Origin of the sequence: Glaciecola sp. SC05, assembly GCF_041380235.1 — a bacterium.
In the GTDB taxonomy this organism is placed as follows: Bacteria; Pseudomonadota; Gammaproteobacteria; order Enterobacterales; family Alteromonadaceae; genus Glaciecola.
Genome location: NZ_JBGIYY010000010.1, coordinates 112,876 through 126,262 on the forward strand (window position 1 = coordinate 112,876; position 13,387 = coordinate 126,262).

The 13,387-nt window shown below is 43.6% G+C and carries 9 protein-coding genes and 1 pseudogene; 3 read left to right on the forward strand and 7 right to left on the reverse strand.

Going from position 1 to position 13,387, the window contains the following annotated elements:
• Window positions 1-212: 212 nt before the first annotated feature.
• The 6 genes and pseudogenes from AB9H30_RS10950 to kduI all read right to left on the reverse strand — a co-directional run.
• A pseudogene (locus tag AB9H30_RS10950) lies at window positions 213-362 on the reverse strand (TRAP transporter large permease subunit); the annotation flags it as partial.
• Between the two features lie 134 nt (window positions 363-496).
• The gene (locus tag AB9H30_RS10955; protein WP_371194705.1) at window positions 497-1,999 is read right to left on the reverse strand and encodes a mannitol dehydrogenase family protein; all 1,503 of its coding nucleotides are present in this window, start codon (window positions 1,997-1,999) and stop codon (window positions 497-499) included.
• Window positions 1,996-3,411 (reverse strand): glucuronate isomerase, encoded by a 1,416-nt coding sequence (gene uxaC, locus AB9H30_RS10960; protein ID WP_371194706.1) that lies wholly within the window; start codon window positions 3,409-3,411, stop codon window positions 1,996-1,998. The genes AB9H30_RS10955 and uxaC overlap by 4 nt, the downstream gene beginning before the upstream one ends.
• Before the next feature lie 47 nt (window positions 3,412-3,458).
• Window positions 3,459-4,718, reverse strand: coding sequence for a DUF4861 family protein (locus AB9H30_RS10965; protein WP_371194707.1), 1,260 nt, complete (start codon window positions 4,716-4,718; stop codon window positions 3,459-3,461).
• Window positions 4,708-5,499 (reverse strand): gluconate 5-dehydrogenase, encoded by a 792-nt coding sequence (locus tag AB9H30_RS10970; protein WP_371194708.1) that lies wholly within the window; start codon window positions 5,497-5,499, stop codon window positions 4,708-4,710. Before AB9H30_RS10970 ends, AB9H30_RS10965 begins: the two co-directional genes overlap by 11 nt.
• A gap of 9 nt (window positions 5,500-5,508) precedes the next feature.
• On the reverse strand, window positions 5,509-6,339 hold the full coding sequence (gene kduI, locus AB9H30_RS10975) for a 5-dehydro-4-deoxy-D-glucuronate isomerase (protein WP_371194709.1): 831 nt from the start codon (window positions 6,337-6,339) through the stop codon (window positions 5,509-5,511).
• Window positions 6,340-7,114: 775 nt separating this feature from the next.
• Between kduI and uxuA the strand changes: the two genes are divergently transcribed.
• From uxuA to AB9H30_RS10990, 3 genes are all read left to right on the forward strand, one after another.
• The gene (uxuA, locus tag AB9H30_RS10980; RefSeq protein WP_371194710.1) at window positions 7,115-8,308 is read left to right on the forward strand and encodes a mannonate dehydratase; all 1,194 of its coding nucleotides are present in this window, start codon (window positions 7,115-7,117) and stop codon (window positions 8,306-8,308) included.
• 175 nt (window positions 8,309-8,483) lie between these two features.
• Entirely contained in the window at window positions 8,484-9,188 is a 705-nt protein-coding gene (locus AB9H30_RS10985) for a FadR/GntR family transcriptional regulator (protein ID WP_371194711.1), read from the forward strand.
• 691 nt (window positions 9,189-9,879) lie between these two features.
• Window positions 9,880-12,339, forward strand: a complete 2,460-nt coding sequence (locus AB9H30_RS10990) for a glycoside hydrolase family 2 protein (protein ID WP_371194712.1) — start codon at window positions 9,880-9,882, stop codon at window positions 12,337-12,339.
• 215 nt (window positions 12,340-12,554) lie between these two features.
• Here AB9H30_RS10990 and speB read toward each other — a convergent pair whose 3' ends face one another.
• Window positions 12,555-13,379, reverse strand: coding sequence for an agmatinase (speB, locus tag AB9H30_RS10995; RefSeq protein WP_371194713.1), 825 nt, complete (start codon window positions 13,377-13,379; stop codon window positions 12,555-12,557).
• Window positions 13,380-13,387 lie beyond the last annotated feature (8 nt).

Here is a 13,387-nt window from a genome sequence, read left to right on the forward strand (position 1 = left end):
TTGGTTAACCAATATAATTTTAAATTATATACTGAAAAATAAAATTAAATGCTTGGACGAGGGATGATTAATAGAAGAAAAAATGAAAGGGGTCTTCAAACACCTACCACCATGCTCTTTTTTAAATCCATTATGAATAATTTAGTCAATCAATTTCTGGTTACGAGGCAACCACAAAATTATTTCAGATATAGAAGCGACTCGCGCGCTCATAAACCAACAGGTAAAAGTATCGGCGTAAATATCAATATCGCCGACATCATATTCATAAAGACACCCATACATAGCAAAATCAAATTGATGATTAACAAGGTAATCATTGGGCTATTGCTTATGAGTGCTTTAGTAAAAGTTTGTGAGATATTTTTTTAGTCCATGGACCAGCTTAATCTCAACTGGCTTTTGATGTGAACAACTCAGTGAAAAAGGACAGAGTGCTGAAATGACAACACTGCAAAAAGTGCCGCTAGAAGGCGGCTTAAACAGCGTTAATGCCCTAAGCGTCCAATGTTTCAATGAGTGCAAGGGGCTGCTTTATCTCACGTAATGCTGATAAGTAACGTGTTACCAAAGCAATGCAGAGGATGTTTTGTGACAAGCTCTCGTCAAAAACAGCTTGTAGTTGAAACACCTCTTTTACCCATGTACCTACGTCATGTTGATGTTGGATTGCCAAGCCTGCTAATTCAGTACTCAGCGGGTCTTTAACGGTAATCTGTTCGCCGTTTAAACCAACTCCTGAAGTATACTGAATCCAAGCAGCAATAATCACCGCTATCCGATTAATCCCCCCTGCGCCTGCTAACTGTGAGCGCAGCGGATTAAGTAATCGTTGTGGTAATTTTTGTGAACCGTCCATCGCTATTTGATAAGTTTGGTGATGTAAATGTGGATTCAAGAAACGTGCAATCAATTGTTCGCAATATACGGTTAAATCCATACCTGGAGGAACCTCTAAACTCGGGATAATCTCATCATGCATAAGGCCTCGAATGAACATCTGGTAGCTGGGCAGTCGCATTACCTCTGCGACCGTTTTTAAACCACCTAAATAGCCTAAGTAAGCAATCGCGGAATGACTACCATTGAGCAAACGTAGCTTCATGGTCTCAAATACATGCACATTGCTCACCAATAGAGCACCAACGCCTTCCCAATCAGGGCGACCATTTACAAAATCATCTTCTATCACCCACTGACTGAAACACTCAGTAAGCACTAAAGCTTGATCGCTATATCCAAGTGTCTTCGCCCAATCACTCACTACTTCATCTGTAACAGCAGGCACTATTCTATCGACCATGCTGCTTGGAAAAGAATATTGCTGTTGAATATTTGTTGCCAAAGTGGGGCTGACTTGCTCAGCAAAAGCAAGTACCAAGTGGCGTAATAGTTGCCCGTTGTTTGGCAGATTATCGCAACTCATCACAGTAAATGGGGCTAGGCGCTCACTAATTCTTTGTTGCATTGCGCTAACTAAAAAACCCAAGGCGCTGCGAGGCGAGGCGAGGTTTTGCAGATCGTGTTGAATATCAGGATGCGAAAGATTCAAACCGCCCGATGCACCGTCATGGCAATAGCCCTTCTCGGTAATCGTGAGAGACACGATACGCGTAGATTTATCGCATAGTTGCTGCAAAACCCGCTGTGGGTCTTGGGGCGCGACTAATACTTTATCTACAACACTGATAAGAGTATGTGAACTTGAGTCGGCATTTTGCTCAACGAGCGTATATAAGCCATCTTGCGGATTAAGTTGCTGAGCCACTGTTTCACTTCGCAAACTAACGCCGGTGATACGCCAATCACCACCACTTTTGAGCATCGCATTTTGTGTATACCATGCTTGATGAGCCCGATGAAACGCCCCGATACCAATATGCACAATGCCTAAACGCTTATTGTTACTATCATTGTCATCACAACAACCTAAGCTAAGTGCTAGCGGCTTATTTGCCGCGTAAGCCATGCTCAAACGCGTATCTTTTGCGCCACTCAAAGCTTGTATGCCTTTTTTGCTAAGCGATAGCTTAAGTCATGAGCAAGCTCAAATGCCTCGTCTTCTTCCAGACGGTGCTCGGCAACCAATTGAGACAGAAAATTACAATCCATTCGCCGTGCCACATCGTGACGCGCGGGGATAGATAGAAAAGCGCGAGTATCATCGTTAAAGCCCACGGTATTATAAAACCCTGCCGTTTCAGTAACCTGCTCCCTAAATCGGCGCATGCCCTCTGGACTGTCATGGAACCACCAAGCTGGACCTAATTTCAATGCTGGATAATGCCCAGCCAACGGTGCTAATTCGCGACTGTAAACTGTCTCATCCAGGGTGAATAAGATAATGGTGAGCTTTGCTTCATTACCATACTTATTGAGCAAGGGAGCTAATGCTTTAACATATTCGGTTTGCAAAGGAATATCGGCGCCTTTGTCACGCCCAAATTGTTGAAACAGCATTGGGTTATGGTTTCGATAAGAGCCCGGGTGAATCTGCATAACTAAACCATCTTCTAAGCTCATTTTAGCCATCTCGGTCAACATTTGAGCCCTGAAGAGTTCGGCCTCGGCAGCTGAAAACTCTCCACTTCGTACTTTTTGATATAAGCGCTCGCACTCCCTAGTAGCTAAATCGGCAGTAGCAGCACTTGGGTGTCCATGATCGGTGGAAGTCACTCCCGTGGACTTAAAAAATGCACGCCTAAGTTTCAGCGCCTCTAGATAACTTGAAAAACTCGCGCAATCAAGCTGGGTTATTTCGGCTAGTTTGGCTATGTTGGCGCTAAAGCCTTCAAACTCTGGGTCAACTACAGGATCGGGTCTAAAGGCAGAAATCACCCGACCTTGCCAATCACTGCTGAGTATTTTTTGATGATGACGCAAGTCATCCAAAGGCGATTCAGTCGTTGAAATAACTTCTATGTTGTTACGATCAAATAAAGCTCTGGGCCGAAAAGCCTCGGTTTGCAGAGCTTCGAACATAATGTCGTAATAATGATCGGCGCTGTCTGCGCCAAGTCGCACATCTATACCAAAGAGCTCGCAAAAAACATAGTCTAGCCACATACGAGATGGCGTACCGCGAAACAGGTGATAATGACTGGCGAAAGTTCGCCAGACTTTACGTGGGTCTTTTTCATACTCACCGCCGTCTCGCGGCGCAACGCCAAGAGCTTGCATCGAAATACCTTGGCTGTAAAGCATGCGTAAGACATAGTGATCAGGCGTTAATAACAAGTCTGATGGATTTGCAAAGCCCTGATTATCTGCAAACCACCTTGGATCTGTGTGTCCATGGGGACTAATGATTGGCAGTGATTTAACGCTCGCGTATAGCTGCTCACATATTCCTCTTGCATTGCTATCAGTAGGAAACAAACGATTTGGATTAAGATAAAGCGGCTTTGTCATAATAATATTTTCACTACCTTTAAAATGGCTAATTGTGCTGAGCCCTGTCACATACCAAGTGTTATTGCTAATTTACGGCTTTGGTCTTGTTCGATGAGTTCTTGAAAATCTTCGGCGCTATTAATCGAGGGTGTACCGACTTGCCACACTGAATAGAAATCGTATGAAAGCTCCTGTGCTAAGCTCATATTGTGCAAACTAAAATACGAATGCTCAATACCTTCAGGCGTCTCCCCCACGCTTCCAAAGCCGGTGTGTTGCGAGCGTTCAGAAACCACTGCCATACCCAATAAGGTCGCCTCTTCAGCCTGCTCGCCAAAGGTCGATAATATTGCATGGGTTTCGCTTAATGACTGCTTGGCTTCCAGTGAATGAAAATTAACAATTCCCACCCCTAAATCTGCATGCAGTGGCTGATCAATAGTGATGTGTGCGCTGTAATAATGCTGTCCGGCCCAAATACTTAAGCGCTGTGTTAACTGAATGCTTTGCGCTGCGACAGGAAGGTTTTGATAGTTAAGGCTGAAAATACTGCGAACCGGTCCCTCAGAGATGATATTTACTGCGGTAGATTCGGCGCCAGATAGCCGAATTAAGCTTTGCGCTTCGCCGTTTTGACTAGAGAAGGCTAAAGCCCCTGAACCTAATGAACGACCTACTTTAAGTATATCCATACCCCATGTTTGACGTTCGTGATAGTTTTGATTGATACCGACTCTACCAAGCACCATGTCGGTGCTTGTTTTACCAAAAATATCAAAGCCATTACGTTCGTCAAAATATAGCCTGAAACCGATATTATCGTTTTCCCACGCTGGCCCTTCCATTTGATACTGACGTGAAGATCCTTCTTCTAAGCCTTGTGAAAAACGTTGGAGCGAAGTGAGCTCCTCTATCGCATTTTTATCTTCATTAGTAAATTTTCCAATTTGGATATTGGTTCTAAACGCTTCTTTGCTCACAGGCTTTGCGTTTTCTGAGACCCTAAGTTCAACCACCTGCTGCGACGCTGCATCGATGTTGATTAAAAAAGCCAGTTCATCCCAGCTCCCATCTTGATCAAGGTCATCTAGTTGACTGCTCAAAAGAACAGAATTTGCCAACAAACTCAGATGCTCATTGTCGTTAAGCTTACCTAGTTTATTTTCAACTTGTTGGCGACTTAATACCAAGGGCACGTCAGTAAAGGCTTGGGTATGAGAATTTGAGACAGTAAATGTCTTTGCCACTGGCGCAGGTTGACTGCAAGCCATTAAACTTGAAAGGGCAACGAAGAGTGATACACAAACAATAGATTTAGATTTCATTAGCCGGTTTTCCTATAGTGGCGAGTATACCTCCATCAACATATAGCACTTGCCCATTTACAAAGTCAGATGCCTTAGCTGACAAAAATACTGCTGCACCTTGTAACTCACTAGGGTCACCCCATCTGCCGCTTGGCGTCCGGTTAATAATGAATTCATTAAAAGGATGACCATCAACACGAATTGGGGCGGTAATATCAGTGGCAAAATAGCCAGGGCCAATCGCATTAACTTGAATACCATCGCGCGCCCACTCTGTCGCCATATTGCGTGTCAACATTTTCAAACCGCCTTTTGCGGCGGCATAAGCGCCAACACCGTCACGGCCTAATTCGCTCATCATCGAACAAATATTAATGATTTTTCCGCTACCGCGCTTTCGCATATCAGCCACCACGGCCTGAGCAACCGCAAATGGTGCGGTCAAATCGGTTTCTACAATATTTCTGAAGTCACTCACGGGCATATCCGCAAGGGGCGAACGCTGAATGATGCCAGCATTATTAATTAAGATATCGATTTGGCCATGCTGTTGAATTAAATCTGAAATTTTTCCGTTTAGGGCTTCATAGTCGGTCACATCAAAAATAGCCGAATGTGCATTGATACCCTGTCCTTTGAGCTCCGATACTGCGCCATTTACGGATTGCTCATTGCGACCATTTAAGATAACAATTGCGCCCGCATTTCCAAGACCTGTTGCCATAGCAAGGCCTAAACCTTTATAGCCACCGGTTACTAGAGCGACCTTTCCATTTAAATTAAATAATTCAGCTGACATTAGCGCGCCCTATTTAAAGTCGTTTAAGTCAATAGCATCCATGTCATCAAAAGCTTGGTTTTCACCTGCCATTGCCCATATAAATCCATAGTTACGAGTTCCGGCACCACTATGAATTGACCAAGATGGAGAGAGTACCGCCTGATGGTTTTTCACGACAATATGACGGGTTTCGTTTGGTTCGCCCATCAAATGCATAACTCGGTCTTGCTCTTCTAAATTGAAGTAAAAATACACTTCCATTCGGCGGTCATGAGTATGCGCTGGAAAGGTATTCCACACGCTGCCGGTCTTGAGCAAAGTAAGTCCCATTACTAATTGGCAGCTCGCTACACCTTTTTCATGAATATATTGAAAAATCGTTCGCTCATTACTGGTTTCTAAGCTACCCAAATGGATTGGGTTGGCGTCAGCTTGGGTCGCTTTAGTAGTCGGATATTCTTTGTGTGCAGGGGTTGAAACAAAATAAAACAATGCTGGGTCATTAGCGGCATCGCTTTCAAAAATAGGATCGGCTTCGCCTCTACCAACATATAAGCAGTCTAATTTCTCTAGGCTATAGCGCTGCTGCCCAACTATCACGGTGCCATTTCCGCCCAAATTGATAATACCTAACTCGCGTCGTTGCAGAAAAGAACTCGCACGCAAAGCATCACCTGCGGCCAAAGTAAGTGCTTGGGCTGTCGGCACGGCTGTGCCAGTAATCACTCGGTCTATTTGCGAATACACCAGAGTTACTTCATTAGGCTGCATTAAAGACTCAATCAAATACTCATTGCGTAAGCGCTCAGTATCATAGTGTTTGGCATCTTTTGGGTTGCTTGAATGTCTTATTTGCATAGTCTATATCCGATATTTATTTTGTGAAAAAGCCACATAAAGGACTTTTGTAATTATTTAGCGTGTGCCAAATTTCGATTTAATGTGTTGTTCTAATCTATATCAATACAATAACGAGGCCCTGTTTTCCCGCTCATAATAAACTCTGAATTAGCATCTAATCAAAATCCACAAGTCGCGCTTGCACTCTAGACCAATAAGTCTTGTTTTTAATAATGTCTAATTGAAAATAAACGCTTTCACAATATCTTGACTGGCCTAGGCAAATTGCCCTTGAAATGATAATCCAATCGCCGATGCCAATTCTAGCTGTCCGCCGCTACCGAATAGCTAAGTGCCTGCTCGGTTCGACAATATAAGCGCCTGAATAGACCTATTTATTTTATTGTTTTTAGTTAAATATGCCACTCCATTTGGTAATGTGGCATTACCAATTAATAAGGTATACTGTCGGTTTTTCTGCGTAATTGCAAGTATAAGATTTAACAAGAAACATACATGTATGCAGTTTTACAAATAAGCGTGCGTGTATGAAGATCAATAATTTTTTTGACCATCAAGGGTCTGTTGCTGTTATGAATGAAAAACAAAGCGCTATGTTTATTAGTCTTGTCATCCTGCACTCAGATCGTAGTGCCGCTCGCGGTCATTTTGGCATGACCACTTGACATCATTACCAACGATCGAGCAATATACCTAGCATGTGTAAAAATATTAGTGGGGCGCTTGCTCCATTTAATTGATTATTAATTTAAACGTATTTTGGGGAATATTCGTGATAGAGACATGGCGCTGGTTTGGCCCAAGTGATTCAATTAGCCTCCAACGCATAAGGCAGGCTGGAGCAAGCGGTATCGTAACCTCCTTACATGAGGTTCCCACAGGGAATCTTTGGACAAAAGAAGCAATTCTTGAGCGTAAAGCATTAATCGAGTCCCATGGTTTAACCTGGGAAGTGATTGAGAGCATCCCCGTGCATAATAATATTAAAACTCGCACCGGCAACTATCAGCAACTTATTGAAAACTATAAACAGTCGGTAGTTAATGCCGCTGAATGCGGCGTACCCACCATTTGTTATAATTTCATGCCTGTAGTGGATTGGACGCGCACTAATCTTATGTACAAATTACCTAACAATAGTCATGCATTGCGCTTTGAAATGACTGATTTCGCTGCTTACGATATCTTTATGCTAGAGCGAGAAGGCGCTAAAACATCCTATTCCAAAGAAGTGATTGAAAAAGCTGAGCGCTCGTTTGCGGCAATGAGCGATGAGGCTAAAAATGCATTAGAAAAGAACATCATTGCGGGCTTACCGGGCGGTGAAGGTTCATATACCCGCGATTCCATTCGAAGCGCAATAGAAGAATTTATTGCCTTAGGCACTGAAGGCTTCCGAGACAATTTATTTGCTTTCTTAAACGAAGTGATCCCGCATGCTGAAAAAGCCGGCGCAAGAATGTGTATTCACCCGGATGATCCACCTTTTTCATTATTTGGACTACCAAGAGTGGTTTCTACAGCAGAAGATGCGCGTAAATTACTAGCGGCTTGTCCATCGCCGGCAAATGGCTTGACGATGTGCGCCGGCTCGTATGGCGCGCGCGGCGATAACGACCTAGTAGGCATGGTTAACGAGTTTGGTTCTCGAGTATACTTCGTGCATTTGCGTAACGTAATTCGTGAATCTGACGGTTCGTTTTACGAGTCAGACCATCTAGACGGTGATAATGATATGGTGGGCTTAGTGCAAGCCATACTGTCAGAGGAAAAGCGCCGTGAAACAGAGCAAGGTAGCGAAAATCTTATCCGCATACCAATGCGCCCTGATCATGGACACTTGCTTGACGATGAGTTAAATGACAAAAATGTGAAGCCAGGATATGGTTATACAGGACGGCTTAAAGGCTTAGCAGAGTTGCGTGGTGTGATTCACGCGGTGGGCGCATTTATGCAGGTTCGCTAAACTATTTAGCACCACCTAAAACGCTAAAGACTTCTCTAAATCTGTGTAGGTTGCCAGTGTTGTGTACTAAAAATTTGTAGTTTGACAGTCTCGGACATAGAATAACTGCCGAATAATGGGTAACGAACTTATTATTTGGTGTAATCTACACAACTATCCCTCAAGAGAAGAGTTCATGAAGTCCTTGCAACTAGAAGTGGTTAAAAACGATCGTCTGTATATGAAAGTTGCAGAACAATTACGCAAACTCATTGAAACAGATGTTATCAAACCAGGCGAAAGGTTTCCGTCAGAGCGTGAATTGGCCGATCAACTCGGCGTCAGCAGACCCACTGTAAGAGAAGCGATGATTGCGTTAGAGATGACTGGCGTGATTGAAATTCGCTCGGGCTCTGGCATATATGCACGCAAAGTCAAATCGATGAGCACTTTACTCAAGGATGATTCAGGCATTGGTCCTTTTGAGATCTTAGAAATACGTCAAATTATAGAAGCTGAGGCTTGCGCTTTAGCCGCAGAGCGCATCAGCGAGGAAGAATTAGTCCAGCTTAAACAGACCTTAAGAGAGATGAAAGAAGAGGAAAAACGAGAAGACTCTTCCGAAAAAGCAGACCAACGTTTTCACGAAATTATTGCACAATCTTCGCAAAATAGCGCTATTGAATCAGTGGTTAGCTGGTTGTGGAAGCTCAGAAACGAATCAATGTTAAGCACGGCTTTTTTAGCTCGTATTCGCAAAGAAGGGATCCATCCTTCCATAAGTGAACACCAAGCAATTTATGACGCCTTAGCAGCGCGCGATGCAGAGGCGGCGAGACAAGCAATGAAAAGACACTTAGAATCTGCGACCGAAAACGCAGCAAAACACTTTAACAAGTAATCTCTTGGCTCTCAGTTTACAATAGGTATAAACTTTTTTCTGTTTTAATCTTTGCATAATCTGGTAATCATACAAAGAGCTGATCACTGGTGTTTTGGAAATGTCGCGATAGTATGTATTGACGCCATATTGAATCTCAAACTCTCGATTGCTATGCACGCCTATCATGTTAAGTTCTTCTCCATCTAAAGAGCCCGAAAGCAAGAATTACTGAATGTGTATCGTCTAGGTAATCATTTGCAATCGCTCCATAATCGAGCACGTTAAATACTTTGCCGCTAGGTTGGGGGAGCTGCATTTCCGCATTTTTTGTATCCTGCGTAAGAATAATCTGGAATGTAACAGTCATCGGGCACTGGATTATTTGATGCATTGTTGGCTTCGCTAAGCAGCTGCACCCAAGCTTAAAGCAAGCCCTAATATTATGAAGATGCTTTCTACGCACATGTATTGCCTCAAAACATCACCTGCATTAAGCGTTTTCATATGCTTCAACTTGTTTAACATCGTTAATATATGCAATCTAGCGAGTATTTCTTGCTAAGTTATTTGGAGTGGTGGTAATGTGGCCTTACCAAAAAAGATGGTATATTGTTTAACAAAATTTGAACATGATGCGCTTTTTAGATCAGCCAAGCCTTGGCAAAATATTGCGCGAAGGATTTTTCATAGCACTTAATTTGGACACAATATGAAGGTAACAAATATTTTAATGACGGCATTAGGTGCTAGCCTGCTGTTTGGTTTGATGGCTTGTGACAAAGTGCAGACGCCTGAGTCGGCTGATACGGTAAACAGCCTTACTAGCGACTTGACGATGGTTATAATCAATAACGAGCGTCAGAAAATTTCTGAAAATTGGCTGTATCTTGAGAATGCCACAACAGTTATAACAGATGCTCGAGCAATGAACGATTGGCAAGCTGTAGACCTTCCCCATACCTGGAATGCCAACGACACCACCGATGTCATAACTGGCTATCGTCGCGATGGCTCATGGTATCGCAAAGCAATTTCACTCAGCCCTTCACCAGACAAACGATACTTTTTACACTTCGAAGCAGCCCAAATGAAAGCAAGCGTTTATGTAAACGGTGAGCGCGCTGGTGAGCACATTGGCGGCTACATAAGCTTTGATGTTGAGGTAAGCGAGTTTCTTCAATCCGGAAAAAATGAAATTTTAGTACGCGTAGATAACGGCGTAGATAAAGATTTAGTGCCCTCACAAAAAGCCGATTTTTTCCAATACGGCGGATTAACACGCGATGTATGGTTGATGAGCACACCACAACAACGCCTCAAGCAAGTACGTATCAGTACTCCAGAAGTTTCAAAACAAAGTGCAAGCGTGACCTTAGAGAATATCACCGACTTTGTCGGAGATTTTACTGCGGCTGGTTTTCGTACGAGCATCACAGCCCCTAACGGTGAAGTGGTTGTTAACACCGATGGACAAAGCTTTACTATAGATAATCCTTCACTATGGTCACCCGATACGCCTCAGCTATATACGCTAAAGACCGAAATGTTAGACGCCTCTGGCCGGGTTATTGACACTTTCGAAGATAACTTTGGTTTGCGTTGGTTTGAATTTAAAGCCAATGGCCCATTTTATTTTAACGGCGAGCGCCTACTACTCAGAGGCACACATTTGCATGAAGGTCATGCTGGTTATGGCTCTGCAATGACCGACGAACAACGTATTGCTGATTTGACAGCGATTAAAGAATTAGGCGCAAATTTTGTACGTTTGGGTCACTATTCCCATGACCCAGTGATCTATGATACGGCAGACCGACTCGGCATTATTTTATACGACGAAGTGCCATGGAATCGTGGCGGCATTGGTGGCGAGCAGTGGCGCAAAAATACCCAGCACATGACCCGTCGAATGATTGAGCAAAACTACAATCGCGCCAGCGTGATCTTATGGTCACTAGGAAACGAGATGTATTGGCTACCTGATGTTATAGGCGGGGGCGACAAAGCACGCGTAGCTGATGAGTTGCAACTGTTGCACAATATTGCCAAGGAGATTGACCCTGGGCGTTTAACCACCATACGTAAATTTCCTGAAGGCGCTGATATTGTCGACGTTTACTCCCCCTCAATTTGGGCAGGATGGTACGGTGGTGGTTATGTGCAATATCAAGAAGCTATTGAGATTGCGCGTGCTCAGCATCCCTACTTACTGCACATGGAATATGGGGGCAGCTCTCATGTTGGTCGTTTTTTAGACCAACCTTTTGGACGTTTCGGTACCTCAGATCCTGAAAATTTGGGTACGGTAGAGGAAGCGGTTAACCAAACCGGTGTAATTTCGGTGGCGAAATCTAAGGTTTGGGATATGAGCTACATGATTGATTTGTTTGATTGGTATTTACGTATATCCGAAACCGACCCCAATTTTGCCGGCAGCGCACAATGGGCGTTCAAAGATTTTGGCACGCCCATTCGCCCCGAGAACCCACTTCCCTTTGTTAATATGAAAGGCCTTGTGCAGCGCGATGGTATTAAAAAAGACGTTTACCATGTTTTTGCCAGTTACTGGAAAAAAGAGCCTGCGTGCTGGATTGAGAGTCCTCAGTGGAACTACAGGGTTGGCAATAAGGGAGAAACGAAAACTATATCGGTTTTCTGTAATACCCATAGTGCACAATTATCATTAAATGGCGAAGCCTTAGAAACCAAACAAAGGGACATCACTCAGTATCCAGCTTCTGGCCTAACTTGGGATCTGGTGTTTGCTGAGGGTGCTAACACGCTTTCTGTGGATGGTTTTGATACTTTGGGTCAGCTAGTAGCCGAACATAGCTACGACCTTACTTACAACACAAATCGAATCGGACGAATGGTAGATATTGTCCTTAGCACTTCAGCCAACAGTGATGGCTCTCTAACGCTATTGGCTGAAGCTCAAGATAAAGACGGCAACAGAGTGGTAAGTATGAATGACCGAGGCTATTTCACAATTGATGGCGGTGGACGTTTTTTACAAGACCATGGAACACCAACAGGAAGCCAAACCAGGGAATTTGCGAACGGTACATCTTCGATTATTGTTTACCCAGGTAAGACTGAGTCAGTTGTAAATATACAAACCCAAGATTACCGCGGTTATTACATCACTATTCCTGCAACACAAAATTAAATCTATATCAGTCTAAGAATGGCGGCAAGGTGAGCGTTCACCTTATCGTTATTGGTCTTTGTTAAGCATTTTCAATCGTCAAAGATTGCAGTAAACCTGGTAAAAAGGTACTCATTGATGAGAAGTTCGTGACTATAATTAAAACTAAAATCACGCCAAACTACAGTGACAACATCACTCTACGTGGGTTTTTCGCTCACAATAGGGATCTTATGCTAGTTCGTTAACATCTTCCCGCATACTTCTTTATATAGCTTCATAGCCACCATCGCAGTGATATTGTTAACATCCCTAACGGGGTTATATTCCACTATATCTGCGCCGATAATTGGTGCCTCAATACTTTGGATTACCGCAAGCATTTGCCTAACGCTCAAACCACCTGGCTCTTGATGAGACACGCCTGGTGCATATGCGGGGTCGAGCGCATCGATATCTATCGAGATATACACTGGGCCAGTGAGCTTAACTTGTTCAGGCCCTTGCCAATGCCTCATTTCATGGATTTCAACATTAAAGCGCTCGGCTTGTTCACGCTGATGTTTGTTTAAAGTACGGATACCTACCTGCACCAAACGAGAGGCCAAGCCATTTTCCATGATTCGAGCAAAGGGCGATGCATGCGAATGAGGGTTGCCTGCAAAATTATCATACAAGTCAGGATGCGCATCAAAGTGTAAAATTGTGATCTTGTCATGGTCTTTTGCTAAAGATTTGATGATCGGATAGGTGATGGAATGATCGCCACCAAGCACCAGGGGTTTAGCTCCCTTAATAGATATTGCCGCTATGGCCTTTTGAATGGCAGGAAAAGCATCGTCGTCTTGGCACCACACTATATCGCCTAGATTTTTGATGTGCGGATGCGCTTTTAAATCCACACCTAATTCCGTTGTGGCATTAGCAAAGCCACCAAAAATGGTATCTCGAATAAGCTTAGGCGCAAGCGCCGCGCCTTTTAATTGCGAAGAATACGCATCAAAGGGCACGCCTATTAGCGCAACGTCATTGGCAACTACACCGCTAAAATCCACACCCATTCTTAAGC